Origin of the sequence: Devosia sp. A16 (genome assembly GCF_001402915.1) — a bacterium.
In the GTDB taxonomy this organism is placed as follows: Bacteria; Pseudomonadota; Alphaproteobacteria; order Rhizobiales; family Devosiaceae; genus Devosia_A.
Genome location: NZ_CP012945.1, coordinates 3,039,335 through 3,061,086, shown reverse-complemented (window position 1 = coordinate 3,061,086; position 21,752 = coordinate 3,039,335). Strand labels below are relative to the sequence as shown.

Sequence of the window (21,752 nt, the reverse complement as noted above, 5' to 3'; positions counted from 1 at the left end):
TTCCAGCCGCTTTGTCTCCAAGGAGCCCCAGATGCCCACCGACAAGATCCCGCAAGTGCCTTTCGGCGCAGTGTATTTCCGCAAGTCCAACCCGCCGCGCGAGGATTGGTCGCGCGACTACCGGGTGGCGCGCGAGGACGGCCTCAACGTCTTCCGGCACTGGTTCATGTGGGCGGCGATCGAGCGCAAACCCGGCGTCTACGACTGGGACGACTACGACCGCCAGATGGACCTTGCGGCAGAGAACGGCATCAAGACGGTGATCGCCGAGCTCACCCATTCGGTGCCCGACTGGGCCTACCGCAAGTGGCGCGACGCCCGGCAGATCCGCATGGATGGCCGGCCGCTCGCCAACCACATGGGCGTATCCTCCTCGACCGGCGGCTTCGCCCATAACGGCGCCGGCGCGCTGACCATGAACTGCCCGGAAGTAAAGGAGGCGGTGGGCAATTTCCTCACCGCGCTGGCCAACCGCTACAAGGGCCACCCCGGGTTGCTCGGCTACGACGTCTGGAACGAGGTGAACTACTCCCCCGAGGTGGATTACTCGGAGTGGATGAAGGCTGACTACCGGCGCTGGCTCAAAGCCAGGTACGGCACGCTGGAGGCGCTGGCCGAGGCCTGGTACCGCTACTCTTATGCCGAGTGGGACGATATCGAACCGCCGGCCGAAGTCGCCGCCTTCGCCGAGGGCCTCGACTGGCTCGCGTTCAAGCGCGAGAACTATTACGGCCAGATGCAGTACAAGATCGACACCATCCGCGCCGTCGACCAGGACTGCCTGATCGCCGCGCATGGGGTGGGCGGCGCCATCCCCAACATGGCGGCCGGCGGCTCGGACGATTGGCTCGCCGCCAGCAAGGTCGAACTCTATGGGCTCACCTGGGTGCCGAGCCGGCGCGGCTTCAAGCCGTGGCAGAACTTCTTCGGCCCCGACATCACCCGCGCCGCGGCGCGCGGCAAGAGGTGGTGGCACGCCGAGCGGCCCGGCGGCCCGCTCTGGCTGCAGCCGCAGGTGCTGGGCCACAACAAGGACGATGGCCGGGTCATGGACCCCGAGGATATCCGCACCCTCACCATGACCTCGTTTGCCGCCGGCGCCACGGGCGTGCTCAACCTGCGCTACCGGCCACTGCTCGACGGGCCGCTGTTCGGCGCCTTCGGCTCCTACGGCATGGACGGCTCGCGGACGCCGCGTTCCGACATGGCGAGCGCCATCGCCAAATGGGCCAACGCGCCTGAGCAGCAGCCGCTGTTCGCGGCGCGGCCGGTCAAGGGCGAGGTGGCGCTGCTGGTGATCCCCGAAGCGCAGGCCTGGGATTACTTGCTCAACCACAACCACAAGCCCGAGCTCTACCGCGAGGCAATGTGGGGCGCCTATCGCGGCCTGCTCGATATCGGCATCCAGCCCGACTGGGTGCATATCGACGACATCGCGCAATACGACACCATCTATGCCCCTTACCCGATCATGCTGACCGCCGCGCATGCAGAGCAGCTGGCGCAATGGGTGGAGGCCGGCGGCACGCTGATCTCGGAGGCGACGCCGGGCTATTTCGGCGACCGCGGCAAGGTCGGCACGGTGCAGCCGCATAACGGGCTGGACCGGGTGTTCGGGGCGCGCGAAACCGACGTCGAGTTCATGCCCGATATCGCCGACCGCGTCAGCTTCTCCTTCGGTGGCAGCGACGGCATCACCTGCGGCGGGTTCCTCCAGGCCTACGAGCCGACCACCGGCAAGCTGCTCGGCAGCTTTGCCGATGGACGCAAGGCGGTGGTCGAGAACAGCTTCGGCAAGGGCCGCACCCTGCTGGTCGGCAGCCACCCGGGGGCGGTCTATTTCAAGTCGAGCACGCCCGAGAACCTCGGCTATTTCCGCGCGGTCTTCGACTGGACGGGCAAGCAGCGGCATGTCGATACGGGCAATCCGCAGGTCCATGCCCGGCTGCATCTGGGGGCCGATGGCGGGGCGCTCTGGCTGCTCAACCAGACCCGCAACCCGCAGCCGGTGACAGTGACGCTGGGCGCCGCGCATCCCGGCCTCAAGCTGCTTGGCGCCTATTGGGGCGAAGCGGCGGGCAACAGCGCCGTCATTCCGCCGCGCGACGTTGTAGTGCTGAAGCTCGGTCGCTGAGGGGCGGTTGCAGGCTTGGCGCCCCGGACAGAACCGAGAGCGTGAGGATCGCCGTCAGTTGTCGCGGCGCCTCGCGCTCCCAGCGCCTTCGAGGTTCAGCAGGTAGGCTTTGGCCCCGAGACCGCCGGCAAAGCCGGTGAGGCCGCCATCGCTGCCGACCAGCCGGTGGCAGGGCGTGATGATGGAGATCGGATTACGCCCGTTGGCCGCCCCGACAGCGCGCGTGGCGTTGCCGGCGCCCAGTTCGATCGCAATCTGGCGGTAGGTTCGGGTCTCGCCGAACGGGATGCGCAGCAGGGCTGCCCAGACGCTCTTCTGAAACGCCGTGCCCTGGGCATTGAGCTTCAGCTCGAACGCTCTGCGCTGCCCGTCGAAATACTGCTTCAGCTGTCGCTCGGCCTCGAGCAGGATGGGGTGCGCCGGGCGTTCTCCCACAATGTCGAGCACCACGCGGCCGGGGCGCTCCACCGCCCACAGCACGGCCGCGAGACCATTGTCGTTTCCGACCAGCGTCAGATCGCCAACCGGCGACTCGATGGTCTTGAAGAAGAACTCTTCGGACCGGGCATTCTGTCGAGCCATGGCGCTCCTCCTGCCCGACTTGTGCGGCAGATGCGCTCGCTCAGACTACCCGATTTTCGCGATGCCGCGGCGGCGGGGACAACCTGCCGGCCCGGGATGATGGCGTTGCTCGGAGAGAAGATTGGCGCGCCCTAAGAGATTCGAACTCCTGACCCCCAGATTCGTAGTCTGGTGCTCTATCCAGCTGAGCTAAGGGCGCGCACGGCCGGTGTGTTCCGGCGAACGGCGTGACCCATACATGGGCCGCCGCAGCATTGCAAGCATCGACGCGCGAGGAATTTTGACGCGCACATGACAGTCACGCGATGCGGATGGAATGGGGCAGCGTGACGTCGAAGCGGGTGCCCAGCGGCTGGTCGACGAAGCTCAGCTTGCCGCCATGCGCCTCGGTGAGTTCGCGGGCGATGGCGAGGCCGAGCCCGGTGCCGCCGGCCTTGGCGGACCCTTCGAAGGCGACGAACAGGTTCTCACGGGCGCGCGGCGGCAGCCCCGGACCGTTGTCGGTGACCGTCAGGGTCAGCCAGTCCGGCGTTTCGGCGAGGGTGACCTCGACCTCTGGGTTGTCCAGCTTGCTGCCGGCGGCCTCCAGCGCCTCGCGGGCGTTCTTGAGCAGGTTGTCGAAGATGCGGGCGAACTGGTCGGGATCGGCCGAAATGGTGACGGCATCGGGCACATGGTTGGTCCAGCGGATCGACGGGTGACCGACGAGCCCGGCATCGAACGCCGCCTCGTCGAGCAGCAGGTGCAGGTCGACCGGCACCGGACGCGGCGGCGTGGCGCTCTGGCGGCCATAGTCCAGCACCGACTGGGCAAAGCCGATGGCCTTGTCGATGGACAGCACCAGGCGCGGCGCCAGCCGCTGCACCTTGGGATCGTCGACATTGGCCACCTGGTCCGAGAGCAGTTGCGCCGAGGTCAGGGTGTTGCGGAGGTCATGGTTGATCTTGGCGACGGCAAGGCCGAGGTCGGCGAGGTGCCGTCGCTGGCGCAGCATGGAATAGATGTCCGATTCCATCGCCGCCAGTTCGCGCTCCATGATGCCGATCTCATCGCGACGCTCGCTCGGGGCGAGGATCAGCGCGGCATTTTCCGGCGCTTCTGAAAACCCCACCAGGTTGCCGGTGAGCCGACGGATCGGCACGATCAGGATGCGCGACACAAACACATAGAGCACGGCCGAGGTGATGATGGCGAGGATAAGCGACAGGAAGAACAGGTTGCGCGAATAGAGCAGCAATTCGCTCCTCAGCGGTGCCTCGGGCATCAGCACCTCGATCACCCGGTCGGGCATACCGTCTTCCTCGCCGACGATGCGCAGGGTGCGGTTGGAGCCCAGCACCAGGGTTTCGAGCGCACCGAGAATCAGCGAGGCCGGATCGCGCTGGCGCAGGTCGACCGTCACGGCCTCGCGCGGCATGCTGACGTTCTCCAGTTCGATCAGCTGGCTCTGGCCTTCGCGACGGTAGACGATGGCGAGCGCACCGGCCGAGGTCAGCAACCGGTCGGTCAGCATGCGCGGCAGGTTCATCGCGTCGGGCACCGCATCGAGCACGCGGGCGGCGACGACGCCGACGCGCAGCCGGTCGTTGAGCCAGCTCTGGCGGAAATTGGCGGCCGATGGCAGGTAGATCACCACCTCGACCGCGAGGATCACCACGATGATGGTGGCGATGATCTTGACGGACAGCCCGGAGAACGGGCCAGGCATCGCGCGGTTGGGTTTGGCCATTGCGCGATGATTAGCCCGGAAAGCCGCCGCGTTCCAGCCGCAACAGATGACAATACAGGGCTAACCCAACAGCCGGTTGAGCCTGATCCACTGTCGCAGAAGTGGTTTGCCGGCCTCGCCGCGGCGGAACTCTTCACCCAGTCGCACGGCAATCTCGGCAAAGGACGGATAGGGCGCCACCAGTTCGGCCAGTTTGCCGGCGTTGAGCCCGCCCGACATGGCGAGCGAAAACAGCGACACCAGCTCGGCGGCGCCCGGACCGACGACCCCGGCCCCGAGGATCCGACCGGAGCGATCGGTGATCAGCTTGGCGAGGCCGTAGGTCTGGCGGGCGGCGCGCGCCCGGTCATTGTCGGCATAGGACCAGCGGGTGACGCGGAAGCCGGCGCCGTGCCTGGCCCGTGCCGAGCTCTCGGTGAGGCCGATTTCCGCCAGTTCCGGATCGGTCGAGAGGACGCGCGGCACCCGCAGGGCGTTGGGCTTTTCCATGGCGCCCAACAGCGCGCTGCGGACCACTGCCTGGGCCTGCTGCACCGCTGCCTGCACCGACTGGCCGCCGGCGGCATCTCCCACCGCGTAGACCCGTGCATTGCTGGTCTTCAAGGCCGGTGACAATTGCAGCAGCCGCGGATCGGCCTTGTTCATGCGGATGCCGGCCTTGTCGAGATCAAGACCGGCAAGGTTCGGCATGCGCTCGGGAGCGATGAGAATGTGCGAGGCATCGAGCAGTTGCTCGGTCTCGCCGCTCTGGACCGCGACGCCGATGCCCATCGAGCGCGGCTGAATGGCCGTCACCGTGGCATGGGGGCGAAGGCTGACGCCTTCCTCCCCGAGCCGCTTGAGCGCAATCCCGGCGAGTTCGGGATCGTAGCCCGAAAGCATTTCGCCGTTCTCCACCACGGTGACCTCGGCGCCGAGCCGGGCATAGGCTTGCGCCAGTTCGAGCCCGAGCGAACCACCGCCGATGACCACCAGGTGCGTGAGCTTGCGCGTGTTGTCGAGAATGGTTTCGCTGGTGAAATAGGGGACGGCGTCGAGACCGGGAATCGAGGGCACCGGCAGGCGGGCGCCGGTGGCGATGACGAAGCGGCGGGCGCGAATCTCGGTATCGCCCACCGCCACGGCCTTGCGACTGATGAAGCGGGCGGCGCCCTCCACGACCTCGACGCCCAGCGCCGCGAGGCGCGCCGCCGCGTGCTGCGGGGCGAGCGTGGTGATCACCTGTTCGACGTGATCGTGAACGCGGCGAAAATTGACCCTGGGGTCCTCGGCAGCGATGCCGAAGGCGGCGCCGCCGCGCACGGCCTGCGCCTGTGCGGCGGCGGCGACCAGCGCTTTGGCCGGAACGGCGCCGGTGCTGAGGGCATTGCCGCCGAGGCGGGCTTTCTCGACCAGCACGACGGATGCGCCATAGGCGCGGGCGGTTTCAGCGACAGCCAAGCCGCCGGATCCGGCCCCGATGACGCAGAGGTCGGGCGTAAGGATATCGGCCAATCTCGCTCTCTCGACTAAGCCCCCGCGCCTCATTATCACCGGCGTCAGGTCCAACAATAGTGGTTGGGATCAAGCCAGTGTGGAAATCGGCGGATTTCCGCGTCGACGCATGCCGTTCTGCCGCATGGCGGTTGCGTTGACTTCACCGAACCAATTCCCTATAAGCCGCCCCAATCTGCCGTAGGCGCCCTGCTCAGGGGCCGGCCGGCAAGCACCTTGCTGCTCTCAAGTATAAGAGGAACCGCGCGCCGGCGTGGTCAGATCGTATGTCGAAACGCACTTTCCAGCCGAGCACGCTCGTCCGCACCCGCCGGCACGGCTTCCGCGCCCGCATGGCCACCAAGAACGGCCGCAAGATCCTGAACCGCCGCCGTGCCATCGGCCGCGCCAAGCTTTCGGCCTAAGGCGCTGGCCGTGAACACGGCCACGCAACGGGACGGCGCCTTGCGGCGCCTCAAGAACCGATCCGAATTCCTGAAAGCCGCCCGGGGCCAACGCGTCGGGCGCGCTGCGTTTTCGCTGCAGGCGAACGCGCGTGAGCTCGAAGCCCCGGGCGTCGGCTTCACGGTCACCAAGCAGACGGGCAACTCGCCCGAGCGTAACCGCATCCGCCGGCGTCTTCGGGCTGCCGCACAGGCTTGCGCCACGCGGTTCGAGCCCCAACATGATTATGTGCTTATCGGCCGCCGCGAGGCGCTGAGCATTCCGTATGGCCAGCTGGTCAGCGATCTGGCTGCTGCCCTTTCCAAAGTCCACCTGAAGAAGAAGAGCTGATGCAGTCCGATAACAACCGCAACATGATCATTGCGATCGTGCTCAGCATCGTGGTGCTGTTCGGATGGCAGTTCTTCATTGCCAACCCCCAACTGGAGCAGGCGCAGCGGCGCGCCCAGCAGGCGCAGCAGACGACGACCACCGATACCGGGCTCGCAACCCCCGCCGCCGACGGCAGCACGCCGGCAGCGGCCGGCTCGACCACCTCCAGCGGCCTGTTCGCCGACCGTGCCGCCGCCCTCGCGGCCTCGCCCCAGCGCGTCAAGATCGACACCCCGTCGCTCCTGGGCTCGATCAACCTCAAGGGTGCCCTGCTCGATGACCTGCAGCTCAAGCAGTACACCGAGACGGTCGACCCCAATTCGCCGATCATTACCCTCCTGATCCCGTCGGGCGCCCCGGGCGGCTACTACGCCGATGCCGGCTGGCGGGCGGCCACCGGCGGCACCCCTGTGGTGGTGCCGGACGAGAACAGCGTGTGGAGCGTCGAGGGCGATGCGCAGACGCTCACCACCGAAACGCCGGTGACCCTGAAATGGGACAATGGCGCCGGGCTGATTTTCCGCCGCACGATCAGCGTCGACAGCAACTACCTGTTCACCGTGGCACAGTCGATCGAGAACACCGGCTCGGGCGACGTGGCGCTCTACCCGTTCTCGCGCATCGTCCGCCAGGGCAAGCCGCATGTGCAGAACTTCTTCGTGCAGCACGAGGGCCCGCTCGGCGTGCTGGGCTCGAATAACCTCGTGTCCCTGAAGTACGACGACGTCGTCAATGAAAAGGAAATGCAGAAGAACGTCGACAGCACCACCGGTGGCTGGGTCGGCATTACCGACAAATATTGGGCGACCGCCGTGCTGTCGGAGCCGGGCGCACCGCTCGCCGCCCGCTTCTCGGCGACGCCTTCGGGTGCCATCAACGTATTCCAGACCAGCTTCGTCGAGACGACCCCGGTGCTGGTGCCGGCTGGCGGCAAGGCCGAGAACAAGACCTATGTGTTTGCCGGCGCCAAGCGCGAAGGCGTGATCTCCAGCTACGAGAAGACCTACGGCTTCGACCGGCTGGAACTGCTCATCGACTGGGGCTGGCTGCACTTCATCACCAAGCCGATGTTCTACCTGCTGCAGTTCCTCTACGGGATCCTGGGCAATTTCGGCCTCGCCATCCTCGCGGTGACGGTGATCGTCAAGGGCCTGTTCTTCCCGCTGGCCAACCGCTCCTACGCCTCGATGGCGGCGATGCGGCGGGTGCAGCCGGAGATGAAGTCGATCCAGGAACGGTTCAAGGACGATCGCGCCGCGCAGCAGCAGGCGATGATGGAGCTCTACAAGAAAGAGAAGATCAACCCGTTGTCGGGCTGCTGGCCGATCCTCATCCAGATCCCGGTGTTCTTCTCGCTCTATACCGTCATCTTCATCTCGCTCGAGATGCGGCACGCGCCGTTCTTCGGCTGGATCGTCGACCTGGCGGCGCCCGACCCGACCAACATCTTCACGCTGTTCGGCCTGATCCCATGGAATCCCACCACCCTGCCGGTGGTCGGCGGCCTGTTGCACCTGGGCGTGTGGCCGGTGATCATGGGCATCACCATGTGGGTGCAGATGAAGCTCAACCCGCCGCCGCCGGATCCGACCCAGGCGATGATCTTCAACTGGATGCCGATCATCTTCACCTTCATGCTCGGCTCGTTCCCCGCCGGCCTCGTGATCTACTGGGCCTGGAACAACCTGCTCTCGGTGACGCAGCAGTGGTTCATCATGAAGCGCCACGGCGCCGAGGTGGATCTGCTCGGCAACATCGCGGCGAGCTTCAGGCGCAAACCCAAGGTCGAAGAAAAGCCGGCCGGCGGCAAGGCGAGCTGACGGAACACAGCCAGCTGACGCGGCAAGGGGTGATCAGGTGCTGGACAGCCTCTGCCTGATCACCGGCCCCCGCACCGGGGCCAACCATCTGATGCAGCTCGGCGGCAATTTCGCCGAGCTCAAGAGCTTCCCCGAACTGTTCGGCAGCCTCGCCGAGCGGATCGAGCCGGATCAGGTGCTCGACCGGGCGGTGGCAGCAACCCGCGCCGAACACAAGCGTGTCCTCGTCTTCAAGCTCTGGCACGACACGCTCGAGCCCGAAACCGTCGAGCAACTGGTGCTGTCGTGGCCCGGCATGCGGGTGATCTTCGTGGTTCGCCGGCAGATCGACGCCTATGTCAGCTGGTGCAAGGCGATCCATGTGCACAAGTGGCAGGACGTGGACACCTCGGCCGTTCGCCTTACCCTCGACATCGCCGATTTTGCCGCCTGGCTGGAGGCGCAGGAGCGCTGGTATGCGCGCTGGCGCAACTGGCTCGACCGGCGGTTTCTGCCCGCCCCTATCCTCCGCTACGAAACCGATATCGACCAACGGCCGGAAGGCGCGTTGCGCCGCTTCGCCGCCGCGGCGGCGCAGGTCGGGGTGACGCTGAGGGTGCCGACGACGCTCACCACCACTGGATTGGTCAGGCAGGACCGGGTGAAGGCCGCCGCCGACAAGGTGGACAACTGGCCGGCGTTCTCGAAGGCGCTGGTGACGCAGGGGCTGGAGAAGCGGGCTTTCGGGTATCCGGTGTAGCGGCCGACTGATAGAGACGGCCCCCTCCCATCCTCCCCCATAAAGGGGGAGGTGCCCCGCCGGTGTGTTTGGCACGATCGTAGACAGAGCCTCGACTCTTCACCTCCCCCTTTATGGGGGAGGCCGGGAGGGGGTTGTCTGCTTCAGTCCGCACCCCGCTCCCCTTCCCTTCTCCGCCGCCCTCCCCTATTGAACGCCAATGAGCGAGACACAATCGAAGTTCAGCGCCGACCAGATCGAAGCCGGCCGGCTGCTGTTCGCACGGCCCTTCGTCTTCACCAAGGGCTGCGTGCGCATTGCCGACCTGCCGCCGGCCGACCGGATGGAGATCGCCTTTGCCGGGCGCTCCAATGTCGGCAAGTCGTCGCTGATCAATGCTCTGACCGGCACCACCGGGCTGGCCCGCACTTCGAACACCCCCGGGCGAACGCAGGAACTCAACATCTTCGAGAGCCAGTCGGAGGCGCTGAGAATCGTCGACATGCCCGGCTATGGCTATGCGCGCGCCCCCGAAGACAAGGTGAAGCAGTGGACCCGGCTGATCCACCAGTACCTCACCGGCCGGCCGAACCTCCGCCGCGTCTATGTGCTGATCGATGGCCGGCATGGACCGAACGCCAATGACGCGACGGTAATGAACGAACTCGACAAGGCGGCGGTGAGCTACCAGATCGTCGTCACCAAGGCCGACAAGCCGAGCCGGACCGAACTCGAGGCTGCACTGGCCAAGACCCGCGCGGCCATCGCCAAGCGGCCGGCGGCGCACCCGGAGATCATCCTGACTTCGAGCGAGGAAAAGACCGGCCTCGAGCAGCTCAGGGCCGAGATCCGACAGTTGCTGGAGCATTAGGCTCCGACCGGCTGGCGCTAGCGCGACAGAAAGCTTCCCAGCCAGCCCGCCACATCCTGGCTGTGCGACGGCGTCGCGACCGACGCCACGGCCGCATCCACCACCGCGTCGGGCGCCTTGCCGCGCCTCAGCTCGGCCAAGGCCAGGGTATAGTCGTCGCGGAATTCCGGATGCGGCTGGAGGCTCAGCGCCTTGCCGTTGGCGTAGACGAGGCCGGCATTCGGGGTGAACTCGGAGCCGAGGAAAACCTCAGCCTCCCGGGGCGGAACCAGCACCTGATCCTGGTGCGAGCAGGCGATGGAGAGGGCCGGCAGGTCGGTCGAGAGAAAGCCGGGACGGGACTTCACCGCATAGGTGTGGCGGCCGAGGCCCCAACCCTTCTCGGATTTGCGCACATCGCCGCCCAGCGCATCGGCCATGATCTGATGGCCGAAGCAGATGCCCAGCATCGGGGTATTGGCGGCGTAGGCGGAACGGATGAAGGCGCGGAGCGGCTCGAGCCAGGGGTAGTCATCGTAGACGCCGGCAGCGGAGCCGGTGATCAGGATGCCATCGAGCTTCGTTGCGTCCGGGAACTCGGCCCCGTCGCAAACCGCCACAGTCTCGTACTCGAACGGCTGGCCCGCCTCGTCGAACATGCGCCGGAACATCGGCGGATACGCGCCGAACTTTGGGCGGAGGGGCGCCGGCACATCGCCGGTCTGGATGATGGTGAGTTTCATGGCGCGCCAACAGATGGGACGGTTCGCCCAGGTTAGCAAGATGCGCTGCGGCGCGGCAGCGTTGCGTAGAACAAGGCCCTCCATCCCAAGCGTCGAGTTGACGCGGGGGATGGAGGGCCAGTCGGAGGTCGACCGATGGTCCGGCGCTCAGGCCGGAGTGAAGGTCAAGGCCAGGCCGTTCATGCAATAGCGCAGTCCGGTCGGCTGCGGGCCGTCGTCGAAGACGTGGCCGAGATGGCCGCCGCAACGGCGGCAATGCACTTCGGTGCGGGTCATGCCCAGCGTGTTGTCGGTGGCCTCGCCGACGGCATTGTCGAGCGGCTGATAGAAGCTGGGCCAGCCGGTGCCGCTCTCGTACTTGGTCTTGGAATCGAACAGCGGCAGCTCGCAGCCGGCGCAGTTGAAGATGCCGGCGCGGTGCTCGTAGAGCAACGGCGAGGAGCCGGGGGCTTCGGTGGCTTCGTGGCGCAGCACCTCGAACACCTTGGGCGGCAGCTTGGCCTTCCATTCGTCTTCGGTCAGGTTGATCTCGAAGGTGCCTTCGGCAGCGCGGCTCGAGCCCATAGGACGAAGTGAGAGGAATGCGGCGCCAAGCGCGGCTGCGGCAGTGCCGCCCAGCAGAAACGTGCGGCGATCGACTTGCATGGATCAGGCCTTTCAGCAGTTGCCGGCAGTCTATCGCGGCGGCCGGCGGGTGCATCTCAAAAGCGCGTGTCCCACGAGGCCAACCCCGCGGGACACGACAGTCTATTCGCAGGAACGATCGCGAAGGTTACATCTTGGGCAGCAGCACCTTGTCGATGACGTGGATCACGCCGTTCGACTGCACCACGTCGGCGATGGTCACGTTGGCGACGCCGCCGGCCTCGTCGGTGATGGTGACCTTGCCGTCCTTTTCTTCGAGGGTCAGCTTACAGCCGCCGACGGTGTCGACGACGTGCTTACCCCCATCGGCCTTCACCATCGAGGCGATGTCGGTCGACAGCGCCTTGGCGGCGATGACGTGGCAGGTGAGGATCTTGACCAGTTGATCCTTGTTTTCGGGCTTCAGCAGGTTGTCGACGGTGCCGGCCGGCAGCGCGGCAAAGGCCTCGTTGGTGGGGGCCAGCACGGTGAACGGGCCGGGGCCCTTGAGAGTGTCGACCAGGCCCGCTGCCTTCACGGCGGCGACCAGCGTGGTGTGATCGGCCGAGTTCACGGCGTTGTCGATGATGTCCTTGGTCTCGAGCATCGGCGCACCGCCGACCATCGGGTTTTCAGCAAACGCAACGCCCGAGAGCGCGGAGACCGACAGCATGGCCGAGACGGCAAGTACGCGAAGAGTGGGGAGCTTCATTGTTCTGTTCCTTCCTTTGGCAGTGTCCGCAGTGTTCTTGTGATGGGACAGCGGGAGATACGGAGGGAACTTCGGTGCAGTTTCGGATCACATTTTCGTCCGGCGCGGTTTATTCGCAGCCTGCAGCGAAACTATTTCCAAGCCCGCGCCGTATGCGCGCCGCCATCGCCCGGAAACGAAAACGGCCCGCCTCGGGAAGGCGGGCCGTTGCTGCATAATCGTCTCGCGGACGTCAGATCGGCGTGACGGTGCCGACCGCGACGATCGGACCCTGCGCCACACCGGTGGGGGAGCCGCCCTTCTGCTCGAGCGTCACCGCCAGCACCGTCCCCGGCTCGATATTGGCCTTGGCGGCGGCATCGAGCGGGATCTCCTTGCGCTGGTCGACCGGGATCACGCCCATCGATACGGCGGGCTGCTCGCCCTTGATGTACCAGAGCTCGAAATCCTTGTCGGGCACGGCTGTGCCCTTGAGCGAGGTGATCCGCACTTCGCCGGTGGCCTGATCGTAGAGGGCGACGAACTCGACGCCGCTGCCCTCCTGCGCCTGGATGGCGGCAACGAGCTGCGTGGCGAGCGCATTGGCATCGACGCGGGGCTGCATCAGGTTGACCCCGACGGCGATGACGGCCACAGCCGCCGCGGCCGCAGTGAGCCCCCGCCACAGCGCCAGCGAATTCCACCAGCCGCCGGAGGCACTGGCGCCGAACAGCCGGCTTTCGATCCGAGGCAGCACCCCGGCAGGCGCCGCGACCTCGGCGAACTCCTCGTCGAGGGTCGCAAGACGGGAACGCCACAGGCGCAGGTCGGAGGCCAGTAGCGGATCGGACGCGATGCGGCGTGCCACCGCGGCGCGCTCGCCGCCTTCGAGCAGGCCAAGCGCATATTCGGCGACCAGGACCTGGTCGTCCTCCCTGCCGCCGCTTTGACCTTCCGTACTCATGCCTGGAGGCACTCTCTCAGTTTCAAGAGGCTGCGCCGCAGCCATGTTCGCATTGTGTTCAGCGGCACGTTGTGACGCGTCGCCAGTTCCTCATAGCTGAAGCCGTCGAGATAGGCCCCACGCACGCAATCGGCCTTGTCGCTCTCGAGTTCATCGAGGCAACCGTCGATGCGCGTGCGCTCCGAACTTCGGATGGTGGCCTGTTCGGGGTCAGGCCCGGCATCGGCGAGGTCGAGTGCGAGGTCGATATCATCGCTCACCGGCTTGCGCGCCCGAAGGACGTCCAGCGCGTGGTTGCGGGCGACCGCCACCAGCCAGCTGATCGGGCTGTAACCGCCGGCCACATAACGGTCGGCGCGCTGCCAGATCTTGACGTATACTTCCTGCAGCGCCTCTTCGGCTTCCGCTCTGTCCTTGAGGATACGCAGGGTGACGCCGAAAAGTTTCGCGCTGGTGCGGCTGTAGAGATCACGAAAGGCGGCGCGATCCCGCAGGGCGCATCGGGCGATGAGGTCGGCGATGTCCGGGCTCGCGGTGCTGCTCATGGCGCGGACCTTAGCCAATGGGCCCGCGACTGCCTATAGCCCGGCGGCGCCGTGCCACGAAAACTTCGTGATTATTCTGTTGAACGCACGGGCTCAAAAGCGCTTTCGACTCCAGAGGAATGCGCTATAGGACGAAGCACAATGGATACAAAGCGCGCCATGCCCGACATCGAGAGTTTCTCCCGCGACGCCGCCGTCCTGTCGCAGGCGCTGCCCTATATGCAGCGCTACGAGGGCAAGACGGTCGTAGTGAAGTATGGCGGGCACGCCATGGGCGACGTGGCGCTGGGCCAGGCCTTCGCGCGCGACATCGCGCTGTTGAAGCAGTCCAAGGTCAACCCAATCGTCGTGCATGGCGGCGGGCCGCAGATCGCCTCGATGCTGAAGAACCTCGGCATCGAATCGAAGTTCGAGGGCGGGCTGCGGGTCACCGACAAGCGGACCATGGAAGTCGTCGAAATGGTGCTGGCCGGCTCGATCAACAAGGAGATCGTGGCGCTGATCAATGCCGAGGGCGAATGGGCGATTGGCCTCTGCGGCAAGGACGGCAACATGGTCTTCGCGCGCAAGGCCAGCAAGACGGTCAAGGATCCAGGCTCCAATATCGAGCGGGTGCTCGACCTCGGCTTCGTCGGCGAGCCGGCGGAAGTCGATCGCACGCTGCTCGACCTGCTGGCGCGTTCGGAGATGATCCCGGTGATCGCACCGGTGGCGCCCGGCCGCGACGGCCAGACCTACAACATCAACGCCGACACCTTCGCTGGCGCCATCGCCGGTTCGCTCGGCGCCAAGCGCCTGTTGTTCCTCACCGATGTCGACGGCGTACTCGACGCCAACAAGAAGCTGATCCCCGAGCTGTCGGCGCGCGACGCGCGGGCCCTGATCGCCGACGGCACCATCAATGGCGGCATGATCCCCAAGGTCGAAACCTGCCTCGAGGCGCTCGACAATGGCGTCGAGGGCGTGGTGATCCTCAATGGCAAGACCCCGCATGTGGTGCTGGTCGAACTGTTCACCGCCCATGGCGCCGGTACACTGATCGTCAGGTAGGGGCGAAAAGGCCGTTAAGACGGCCGCCTTTGATCTTGCCAACCCGCTGGCCGTCATCCGGGGACGGTTGAACGTCGGGATCGTCGTCGCTCTTCGCCGCGGCAATTGTGGCTTTCCCCTCATCCGGCGCTACGCGCCACCTTCTCCCCGACGGGGAGAAGAATCCTGCGGCGCCGGCGAGCCACCCCTTGTTCCTCTCCCCGTCGGGGAGAGGGTCGATCGGCCGAAGGCCGAGACGGGTGAGGGGGTGGCGGGCACAAGACGGTCGACGGGAGGCGCCACTTGACCTCACCTGGAGCCGCTATCCAGCCCCATCCAGTCACCCGGCTTCTCAACCTTCACCGTCAGATCATGCCCCATACGCCGAGCATGGCGGCTCTCACCCGGCTGACGGCTGGTGTGCGGGAGCGGGCGGCTTTCGGTGCGGCTGTGCATGGCCGCTCTCATTGCTTCAGCCACGGGGTTTCGACGCTCCAGAAGATGGCGTCGACGCCTAGATAGTCGGTGGCGAAGGCGGTGAACTCGTCCCTGGTGAAGGGCTTGCCGGTCTTGTCGTTCTTGTAGGTGAGCGTCGGCTCCTGCACCGCCATGCCGACGAAGTCGAGCTTGCCCTTGTACTGGTTGAAGAACGGGTAGGAATTCTTCATCTGGCCTTTGCGCCAGGGCACGATATCGGGGCCGCCCAGGCCGATGTCCTGCGCGGCGGCCCGCTCGAACAGGCGGCCCATATAGTTGTGGTCGTTCTCCCACTCGCAGGGCCAGAAGTTGACGTACTGCACCACCTTGGACGTGGAGAATGCGGCCCGCGCAGCGGTAAGGTTCTCCAGTTCGGCCTCGAAATAGGCGTCGCAACTGAAGCCGGTGGTGTCGGCTTTCATGTCGATGTCTATGGCCGTTTCAGGCAGGTTGACGCCTTCGACCTTGCCATCGAAGCGGGCAGCGAGTGCCTTGAGCAGGCCCTGAAAGCGGATGCGCACGGCGGGGTTCCACTGCATGGTGGTCCAGCCATAGGCCTGGGCCTTGCCCTCACCGGGGTCATCCACCTGCGGCACGAGGCCGCCGCCATACTCCGCGCCTTCGAGAATGTAGTCGGGAACGTTGCGCGCCTCGGGCGAGAAGAAGCGGTCCTGGATCTGGATGAACAGCTTCTTGCCCAGCTTGCCGGTTCTGGCGAGGTCCCGTTCGATGGCGGAGAAGTCGTACTCCCCCTGCCTCGGCTCGAGCGCCCGCCAGTTGTAGACCACCTGGGCTCCGGCAATGTCGTCGCGTTCGAGCAGCGGCTGCGCCGCGGCAAGATCGCCGTTGCCGGTATAGATGAAGTTCTCGGCGGCCTGGACGTTGCCGGCGAGAGCGGTGGCGAGCCCGAAGATGGCGGCGGCAGTGATGCCGAAGACGGCAAGGCTGTTCACGATGGCTCCTGTTCGCGTTTGCTGGGACGCGAGATGGAGCCGCACTTGGCCAGGACGGCGACCGACATGTGGCATTTTATGGAAAGTCGTCAGCAATGGTTAGCCAGTCGCTAACGCCCTAACCCTGCTGCGGCTGCTGCCAGGACAGGCCCAGTTCGGCCCGCACCTCGATGGCCCCGAAACGCGCCATCGGCTCGCGACGGGCGATCGCCTCCGCCTCCTGCATGTCGCGCGCCTCGATGACGAAAAAGCCTCCCAGGTGCTCCTTGCTCTCGACATAGGGCCCGTCGGTGGCCGAGACCTGGCCGGCGCGCGAGCGGACGATGCGAGCGGTGGTGGGCTCCTTGAGCGCGAGATCGAGAATGAGGTGACCGCTGGCGGTGAGCTCGGCATTGGCCCGCTGATTGTCGCCATCCATGGCGGCAAGTTGCTCAGGTGTGGCGGAGTCGATCAACGACTGATCGACGTGGACAAGGCAGACATAGCGCATCGGTTTCTCCCGTGATTGCCGGAGTGGTCGACTGCACGACCACGGAATCGACATCGAAGAGCAACAAAAAAGGGGCGCCAGATGGCGCCCCTCGTCTCAGGCCTCGGCGACAACCGGGGCCGCGGCCGGGGCACCGGCTCCCTCGCCAGGCCTCCGGATTTTGAGGAACGGGACCAAAATCACCACCAGGCCGAACGAGACGATCTGGTAGACGATGGCCGGCGCCGCCGCCTCGGCGAAAGCGACATGCGGCTGGTGGCCGGCGGCGAAGCCCGCCGCAAGCTGGGTGAAGAAGATCTGCCCGACCAGCGCCACGCCGATGGCGCCGCCCACCTGCTGGAAGGCCTGCAGCGCGCCCGAGCCGGCGCCGGCATCGCGCGGCGGCACCCCCGCCAGCACCGACTGGAACAGGCCGGAGAAGCCGAGCCCCAGCCCCAGGCCGGCGAGCAGCAGCGGCGGCAGGAAGGTCCAGTGGTCGACGCTGTCGCCGAGCCCGCGAATGATGAAATCGAGCCAGGTGATCCCGACCACCAGGATGGCAGCGCCAAGCGCCAGCCTGGCCCGCAGATAGCGCTGGCCGAGCCGGCCGATGAACAGCGAGACCGCGAGGACGCCGACCGAGAACGGCGTGTTGGTGAGGCCGGATTCGAGCGGCGTGAAGTTGTAGCCCGACTGCAGCAGCAACGAGATGACCATGAACATGGCCGGCACGCCCGAGGCGAAGATGGTGGTGATGAGCAGGCCGAGCAGATAGTTGGGGTTGCTGATCAGGCTGAAGTTCAGCAGTTGCGGCTGATCGATGCGAGCCCGATGACGCTCCCAGATGATGAAGATGCCGGCAAAGATCAGCCCCACCGCCATCAGGCCCCAGAGCCATGTGGGCCAGCCCAGCGCGTGGCCTTCGACCAGCGGCAGCACCATGGCGACGATGGCGATGCCGAACAGGCCGATGCCGACGAAATCGTTCTTCAGCGTCGGATGCCCCGGGGTACGCGGGATCAGGTACCAGCCGGCAATGACGGCCAAGAGGCCGAACGGGACATTGACGAGGAAGATCGGGCGCCAGTCGAGATCGAAGAAGTTCGCGCCGATCAGCAGCCCGCCGACGATCGGACCGGCCACGGCAGCGAGGCCCGAGCTCAGCCCGAACAGCGAGAAGGCCTGGCCCTTTTCCTCGGGCGGGAAGGTGACCTGCGCAATGGCGAGCACCTGCGGGGTCATGCAGGCGCCGGCGAGGCCCTGCAGCACGCGGGCGACGATCAGCCATTCGATCGAGGGCGCGAGGCCGCAGAAGGCGGAGGCGAGCGTGAAGGCAGCAACGCCGATGAGAAACATGCGGGTGCGACCGACGATGTCGCCGAGCCGGCCGAACGGCAGCAGACCCAGCGCGAAAGCCAGCACATAGGCGGCAATCACCCATTCGATCTGGGTCGGATCGGCGCCGAGGTTCTGTTGCAGGCTGGGCAGCGCCACGTTGACGATGGTGACGTCAATGAGATTCATGAAGCTGGCGAGCAGCAGCACGGCGAGCGCCACCCAGCGGCGGGGATCGGCATCGGCCTTGGACTGCGGCACGTGGAATTGCGAGGACATGGGTCTAGTTCCTGGTCGTGGTTGAGCGAACGGCGCGGCGCAACTCGGCGCACAGCCGTTCGAAGTACTGGGGTGAGGTATCGGGGCCGCGGCCGAAGCCGACCAGCGCTCCGATGAACATGCTGGAGGCCGCCTCGGGATCGAGGTCGGCCCTGAAACTGCCGTCGGCGACACCGTCGACGAAGATGGCGGCAACCATCTGGTGCCATTTGGCGAGGATCGGCCGCATCGCCGCCCGGATCACCTCGTCGCGGCGCGCCCGCTCCATCAGCTCGGACATGACGGCGAGCGTGTCGCGCTGCTCGAAGAACAGCTCGTGATAGTCGTAAAACTCGTGCTCAAGGCGCTCAGAGGGGGACAGGTGGGCCCGCGGCCGCACCTGCGACTGGGCCCGGAAATCGTCGCGCATGGCGTCGGCGACGAGGCCGATCAGCGCCTGCTTGGTGGGTACGTGGTAGTGCAGCGTCGCCACATTGATGCCGACGCGTGCCGCGATATCGCGGGTGCGCAGTCCCTCGAAGCCCTTTTCGACGATCAGCTGGCGCGCCGCCGCGGCGATGGCGCGGCGACGATCGTCGGTGTTCTCCCGTTTCGGAGCGCTGCTGGTGACGGTCATGGTTCCTGGCTTGCCGACAATGTCGCGTCAACTGGCGTGATTTCGACGCCTGTTGCCGGCTGGCGAAGGCACATACATCGCGGCGAGTTATCAATCAAGTGATTGATTGAGCGAGAACATCAAACCGAGCATCGCGCTCTGCAGCCTTGCGGCGGACGCAGAGTGAAAGTTCGGGCGAAAGCTGCCATATTGCGGGAATGAACGATCTTACGCCTCGCCCCCGCTCATTTTCCCATGTCACCGACTGGGTGTTCGACCTCGACAACACGCTCTACCCGCGCGAATGCAACCTGTTCGCGCAGATCGACCTGCTGATCAGCCATTACATGGTCGGCGTCACTCAGTTGCCGTTCGACGAGGCGCGTGCCTTGCAGAAGGCCTATTACCGCGACTACGGCACGACGCTGAACGGGTTGATGCAGTTGCACGAAGTGGACCCCGACCACTTCCTCAACACGGTACACGCGATCGACTATTCGCCGGTCGCAGCCCATCCCGACCTGGTTGGCGCGATCCGCGCGCTGCCGGGGCGGAAGTTCATCCTCACCAACGGCGATGTCGGACACGCGCGCGCGGTGCTGCACCGGCTGGGCAATGCCGACGAGCTGTTCGACGACATCTTCGATATACGGGCCATGAGCTACCGGCCCAAGCCGTTGCCGGAAGCCTATGAGGCGTTCTTCCTCAAGCACGGCATCGACGCGCGACGCGCCGCAATGTTCGACGATCTCGAAAAGAACCTGCAGGTCCCTCACGATACCGGCATGACCACCGTGCAGGTGATCGCCGGGGAGGCCTTCGCGCACGAACAGGTGGAAGCCTGGGAGCTCGAGCGCACCGGCGGCGCGCATGTGCACCACATGACAGCGGATCTGGCCGGGTTTTTACGCAAGCTGCCTTAGGAGGTCGGCGACCGCCGACAACCCGGTGGTTGTGGACCCCACCCCTGTCCCCTCCCCACAAGGGGCAGCTAGACCAAAAAACACTGGTCTCTCAGTCTGCGTCTCCCTGCCCCTTGCGAGGAGGGATCAAGGGTGGGGGGCGGCCCGCACCGGCCGCAGGGCTCACCGCGCCAGCGATACTTCCGGCAGATTGTAGTGTTCGCGGATGACGTTCCAGCCCTCTTCGGCGCTGTCGACCACGGTGAACAGGTGCGGGTCGTCCGGCGCGATGGTGCCGGCCTCGGCCAGCGCCTCGAAGTTGATGACCTTGTTCCAGAACTCCTTGCCGAACAGCAGCAGCGGCACGCGCTCCATGCGGCCGGTCTGGATCAGCGTCAGCGTCTCGAAGAACTCGTCCAGCGTGCCGAAGCCGCCGGGGAAGATGGCGACGGCGCGCGCCCGCAACAGGAAGTGGATCTTGCGGGTGGCGAAATAGTGGAAATTGAAGCAGAGCTCGGGCGTGATGTAGGTGTTGGGCGCCTGCTCGTGCGGCAAGACAATGTTGAGCCCGATGGTCGGCGCACCGACATCGTCGGCGCCGCGATTGCCGGCCTCCATGACGCCGGGACCGCCGCCGGTGACCACCACATAGTCGCGGAAATCGAGAGCACGCGAGGTGAGCGAGGCATATTGGGCGAAGCGGCGGGCCTCCTCGTAGTAGCGTGAGGCGGCCTCGAGGTTCTGCTTCTGCGTCTCGTTGCGGGCGGCCCAGGCGGGCTTGCCAGGCTCGGGGATACGCGCACCGCCGAACAGCACGACGGTCGAGCGGATGCCGTGTTCGCGCAGGCGGAACTCGGTCTTCAAATACTCCAGCTGGAAGCGGACGCCGCGCGTGTCCTCGCTGGTCATGAACTCTTCGTCGGAGAAGGCCAGCCGGAATGCCGCGGATTCGGTCTGCGGCGTCGCTGGGGCGCGTTTTGCCGCATGCACATCCTCTTCCGAGGTCCGAAGCGGGGTGTGGGCGCGTCTGGCCATTCTGGCGTCTCCGAATAGTGGCCTTGAGCTTGTCACGGCCGGGGTTAAGGATCGTTGACAGCAGGACCTGTCCGGATAATGTCCGGCGCGCCTCAATTCCCCCGATCCGAAAGCTCTGCCCATGTCGTATGCCGATCTCGCCAAGACCATCGATGCCGCCTGGGAGGCGCGCACCGAGATCAGCTCGAGCACGCAGGGCGCGGTACGCGAGGCCGTGCAGACGGCGCTCGAACTGCTCGACAGCGGCAAGGCGCGGGTCGCCGAAAAGTCCGACGGCGGATGGACGGTCAACCAGTGGCTGAAGAAGGCGGTGCTGCTGAGCTTCCGGCTCAACGACAACGCGGTGATCCAAGGGCCAGGCGGCACCACCTGGTGGGACAAGGTGCCTTCGAAGTTCGAGGGCTGGGGCGAGAATCGCTTCCGTGAGGCAGGCTTCCGCGCCGTGCCGGGCTCGATCGTGCGGCAGGGCTCCCATATCGGCCGCGGCGTGGTACTGATGCCGAGCTTCGTCAATATCGGTGCTTTCGTCGACGAGAACTCGATGGTCGACGGCTGGGCCACGGTCGGCTCGTGCGCGCAGATCGGCAAGAACGTCCACCTCTCGGGTGGCGTCGGCATCGGCGGCGTTCTGGAGCCGATGCAGGCCGGCCCGACCATCATCGAGGACAACTGCTTCATCGGCGCCCGCTCCGAAGTGGTCGAGGGCGTCGTCGTGGGTGAAGGCTCGGTGCTGTCGATGGGCGTCTATATCGGCGCCTCGACCAAGATCGTCGACCGCGCCACCGGGGAGATCCATATCGGCAAGGTGCCGCCCTACTCCGTCGTGGTTTCGGGCAACCTGCCGGGCAAGCCGCTGCCGAACGGCCAGCCGGGCCCGAGCCTCTATTGCGCGGTGATCGTCAAGACGGTCGACGCGCAGACCCGGTCGAAGACCGGCATCAACGAGCTGCTGCGCGACTGACGGGAAC

22 protein-coding genes and 1 tRNA gene are annotated in these 21,752 nt (G+C 66.0%); 9 read left to right on the top strand and 14 right to left on the bottom strand.

Annotated elements, in window-relative coordinates; all coding sequences use genetic code 11:
- The first annotated feature begins 31 nt into the window (after positions 1-31).
- Complete coding sequence (locus APS40_RS14895) at positions 32-2,134, top strand: beta-galactosidase (RefSeq protein WP_055047799.1); 2,103 nt, start codon at positions 32-34, stop codon at positions 2,132-2,134.
- Positions 2,135-2,188: 54 nt separating this feature from the next.
- Here the strand turns inward: APS40_RS14895 and APS40_RS14890 are convergent, their stop codons facing one another.
- From APS40_RS14890 to APS40_RS14875, 4 genes are all read right to left on the bottom strand, one after another.
- A complete protein-coding gene (locus APS40_RS14890) occupies positions 2,189-2,716 on the bottom strand; it encodes a methylated-DNA--[protein]-cysteine S-methyltransferase (RefSeq protein ID WP_055047798.1) in 528 nt (175 codons plus the stop codon).
- 122 nt (positions 2,717-2,838) lie between these two features.
- Positions 2,839-2,915: transfer RNA gene (locus APS40_RS14885), tRNA-Arg, on the bottom strand.
- 99 nt (positions 2,916-3,014) lie between these two features.
- Positions 3,015-4,445, bottom strand: coding sequence for a sensor histidine kinase (locus APS40_RS14880; RefSeq protein ID WP_082434430.1), 1,431 nt, complete (start codon positions 4,443-4,445; stop codon positions 3,015-3,017).
- Between the two features lie 60 nt (positions 4,446-4,505).
- Positions 4,506-5,939: a dihydrolipoyl dehydrogenase family protein gene (locus APS40_RS14875; RefSeq protein ID WP_055047797.1), complete on the bottom strand. Its 1,434-nt coding sequence runs from the start codon at positions 5,937-5,939 to the stop codon at positions 4,506-4,508.
- Positions 5,940-6,205: 266 nt separating this feature from the next.
- On the opposite strand from APS40_RS14875, the gene rpmH reads away from it, so the two are divergent.
- From rpmH to yihA, 5 genes are all read left to right on the top strand, one after another.
- Positions 6,206-6,343 (top strand): 50S ribosomal protein L34, encoded by a 138-nt coding sequence (rpmH, locus tag APS40_RS14870; RefSeq protein ID WP_055047796.1) that lies wholly within the window; start codon positions 6,206-6,208, stop codon positions 6,341-6,343.
- Between the two features lie 10 nt (positions 6,344-6,353).
- Positions 6,354-6,713 (top strand): ribonuclease P protein component, encoded by a 360-nt coding sequence (rnpA, locus tag APS40_RS14865; protein ID WP_236884112.1) that lies wholly within the window; start codon positions 6,354-6,356, stop codon positions 6,711-6,713.
- Positions 6,713-8,575, top strand: coding sequence for a membrane protein insertase YidC (gene yidC / locus APS40_RS14860; protein ID WP_055047794.1), 1,863 nt, complete (start codon positions 6,713-6,715; stop codon positions 8,573-8,575). Before rnpA ends, yidC begins: the two co-directional genes overlap by 1 nt.
- Before the next feature lie 37 nt (positions 8,576-8,612).
- The gene (locus tag APS40_RS14855) at positions 8,613-9,314 is read left to right on the top strand and encodes a sulfotransferase (RefSeq protein ID WP_055047793.1); all 702 of its coding nucleotides are present in this window, start codon (positions 8,613-8,615) and stop codon (positions 9,312-9,314) included.
- 199 nt (positions 9,315-9,513) lie between these two features.
- The gene (yihA, locus tag APS40_RS14850) at positions 9,514-10,164 is read left to right on the top strand and encodes a ribosome biogenesis GTP-binding protein YihA/YsxC (protein WP_055047792.1); all 651 of its coding nucleotides are present in this window, start codon (positions 9,514-9,516) and stop codon (positions 10,162-10,164) included.
- Between the two features lie 17 nt (positions 10,165-10,181).
- Here yihA and APS40_RS14845 read toward each other — a convergent pair whose 3' ends face one another.
- The 5 genes from APS40_RS14845 to APS40_RS14825 all read right to left on the bottom strand — a co-directional run bounded on the left by APS40_RS14845 (position 10,182) and on the right by APS40_RS14825 (position 13,710).
- A complete protein-coding gene (locus APS40_RS14845) occupies positions 10,182-10,886 on the bottom strand; it encodes a type 1 glutamine amidotransferase (RefSeq protein WP_055047791.1) in 705 nt (234 codons plus the stop codon).
- Between the two features lie 147 nt (positions 10,887-11,033).
- Positions 11,034-11,531: a peptide-methionine (R)-S-oxide reductase MsrB gene (msrB, locus tag APS40_RS14840; RefSeq protein WP_055047790.1), complete on the bottom strand. Its 498-nt coding sequence runs from the start codon at positions 11,529-11,531 to the stop codon at positions 11,034-11,036.
- A 127-nt stretch (positions 11,532-11,658) separates the two neighbouring features.
- A complete protein-coding gene (locus APS40_RS14835; protein ID WP_055047789.1) occupies positions 11,659-12,222 on the bottom strand; it encodes a fasciclin domain-containing protein in 564 nt (187 codons plus the stop codon).
- Positions 12,223-12,454: 232 nt separating this feature from the next.
- Positions 12,455-13,165 (bottom strand): anti-sigma factor, encoded by a 711-nt coding sequence (locus APS40_RS14830; protein ID WP_055047788.1) that lies wholly within the window; start codon positions 13,163-13,165, stop codon positions 12,455-12,457.
- A complete protein-coding gene (locus APS40_RS14825; RefSeq protein ID WP_055047787.1) occupies positions 13,162-13,710 on the bottom strand; it encodes a sigma-70 family RNA polymerase sigma factor in 549 nt (182 codons plus the stop codon). The genes APS40_RS14830 and APS40_RS14825 overlap by 4 nt, the downstream gene beginning before the upstream one ends.
- 141 nt (positions 13,711-13,851) lie before the next feature.
- On the opposite strand from APS40_RS14825, the gene argB reads away from it, so the two are divergent.
- Positions 13,852-14,760, top strand: a complete 909-nt coding sequence (gene argB, locus APS40_RS14820) for an acetylglutamate kinase (RefSeq protein ID WP_236884111.1) — start codon at positions 13,852-13,854, stop codon at positions 14,758-14,760.
- A gap of 443 nt (positions 14,761-15,203) precedes the next feature.
- Here argB and APS40_RS14815 read toward each other — a convergent pair whose 3' ends face one another.
- From APS40_RS14815 to APS40_RS14800, 4 genes are all read right to left on the bottom strand, one after another.
- A complete protein-coding gene (locus APS40_RS14815) occupies positions 15,204-16,169 on the bottom strand; it encodes a hypothetical protein (RefSeq protein ID WP_236884110.1) in 966 nt (321 codons plus the stop codon).
- A 118-nt stretch (positions 16,170-16,287) separates the two neighbouring features.
- Complete coding sequence (locus APS40_RS14810) at positions 16,288-16,659, bottom strand: YciI family protein (RefSeq protein ID WP_055047786.1); 372 nt, start codon at positions 16,657-16,659, stop codon at positions 16,288-16,290.
- Positions 16,660-16,755: 96 nt separating this feature from the next.
- Positions 16,756-18,252: an MFS transporter gene (locus APS40_RS14805; protein WP_082434427.1), complete on the bottom strand. Its 1,497-nt coding sequence runs from the start codon at positions 18,250-18,252 to the stop codon at positions 16,756-16,758.
- A gap of 4 nt (positions 18,253-18,256) precedes the next feature.
- The gene (locus tag APS40_RS14800; protein ID WP_055047785.1) at positions 18,257-18,868 is read right to left on the bottom strand and encodes a TetR/AcrR family transcriptional regulator; all 612 of its coding nucleotides are present in this window, start codon (positions 18,866-18,868) and stop codon (positions 18,257-18,259) included.
- A gap of 197 nt (positions 18,869-19,065) precedes the next feature.
- Here APS40_RS14800 and APS40_RS14795 point away from each other — a divergent pair, with 197 nt between their 5' ends.
- Positions 19,066-19,770, top strand: a complete 705-nt coding sequence (locus tag APS40_RS14795) for a pyrimidine 5'-nucleotidase (protein ID WP_055047784.1) — start codon at positions 19,066-19,068, stop codon at positions 19,768-19,770.
- Between the two features lie 162 nt (positions 19,771-19,932).
- On the opposite strand, the gene APS40_RS14790 is transcribed toward APS40_RS14795, so the two are convergent.
- Complete coding sequence (locus APS40_RS14790; protein WP_055047783.1) at positions 19,933-20,784, bottom strand: LOG family protein; 852 nt, start codon at positions 20,782-20,784, stop codon at positions 19,933-19,935.
- A 121-nt stretch (positions 20,785-20,905) separates the two neighbouring features.
- On the opposite strand from APS40_RS14790, the gene dapD reads away from it, so the two are divergent.
- Positions 20,906-21,745: a 2,3,4,5-tetrahydropyridine-2,6-dicarboxylate N-succinyltransferase gene (gene dapD / locus APS40_RS14785; RefSeq protein WP_055047782.1), complete on the top strand. Its 840-nt coding sequence runs from the start codon at positions 20,906-20,908 to the stop codon at positions 21,743-21,745.
- The last annotated feature ends 7 nt before the right edge of the window (positions 21,746-21,752 follow it).

Bases quoted from the DNA above. Each gene is read 5' to 3' on its own strand.
- APS40_RS14895 (WP_055047799.1), top strand. From the start codon at position 32: ATGCCCACCGACAAGATCCCGCAAGTGCCTTTCGGCGCAGTGTATTTC.
- APS40_RS14890 (WP_055047798.1), bottom strand. From the start codon at position 2,716: ATGGCTCGACAGAATGCCCGGTCCGAAGAGTTCTTCTTCAAGACCATC.
- APS40_RS14880 (WP_082434430.1), bottom strand. From the start codon at position 4,445: ATGGCCAAACCCAACCGCGCGATGCCTGGCCCGTTCTCCGGGCTGTCC.
- rpmH (WP_055047796.1), top strand. From the start codon at position 6,206: ATGTCGAAACGCACTTTCCAGCCGAGCACGCTCGTCCGCACCCGCCGG.
- yidC (WP_055047794.1), top strand. From the start codon at position 6,713: ATGCAGTCCGATAACAACCGCAACATGATCATTGCGATCGTGCTCAGC.
- yihA (WP_055047792.1), top strand. From the start codon at position 9,514: ATGAGCGAGACACAATCGAAGTTCAGCGCCGACCAGATCGAAGCCGGC.
- APS40_RS14845 (WP_055047791.1), bottom strand. From the start codon at position 10,886: ATGAAACTCACCATCATCCAGACCGGCGATGTGCCGGCGCCCCTCCGC.
- msrB (WP_055047790.1), bottom strand. From the start codon at position 11,531: ATGCAAGTCGATCGCCGCACGTTTCTGCTGGGCGGCACTGCCGCAGCC.
- APS40_RS14835 (WP_055047789.1), bottom strand. From the start codon at position 12,222: ATGAAGCTCCCCACTCTTCGCGTACTTGCCGTCTCGGCCATGCTGTCG.
- APS40_RS14830 (WP_055047788.1), bottom strand. From the start codon at position 13,165: ATGAGTACGGAAGGTCAAAGCGGCGGCAGGGAGGACGACCAGGTCCTG.
- APS40_RS14825 (WP_055047787.1), bottom strand. From the start codon at position 13,710: ATGAGCAGCACCGCGAGCCCGGACATCGCCGACCTCATCGCCCGATGC.
- argB (WP_236884111.1), top strand. From the start codon at position 13,852: ATGGATACAAAGCGCGCCATGCCCGACATCGAGAGTTTCTCCCGCGAC.
- APS40_RS14810 (WP_055047786.1), bottom strand. From the start codon at position 16,659: ATGCGCTATGTCTGCCTTGTCCACGTCGATCAGTCGTTGATCGACTCC.
- APS40_RS14805 (WP_082434427.1), bottom strand. From the start codon at position 18,252: ATGTCCTCGCAATTCCACGTGCCGCAGTCCAAGGCCGATGCCGATCCC.
- APS40_RS14800 (WP_055047785.1), bottom strand. From the start codon at position 18,868: ATGACCGTCACCAGCAGCGCTCCGAAACGGGAGAACACCGACGATCGT.
- APS40_RS14795 (WP_055047784.1), top strand. From the start codon at position 19,066: ATGAACGATCTTACGCCTCGCCCCCGCTCATTTTCCCATGTCACCGAC.
- APS40_RS14790 (WP_055047783.1), bottom strand. From the start codon at position 20,784: ATGGCCAGACGCGCCCACACCCCGCTTCGGACCTCGGAAGAGGATGTG.
- dapD (WP_055047782.1), top strand. From the start codon at position 20,906: ATGTCGTATGCCGATCTCGCCAAGACCATCGATGCCGCCTGGGAGGCG.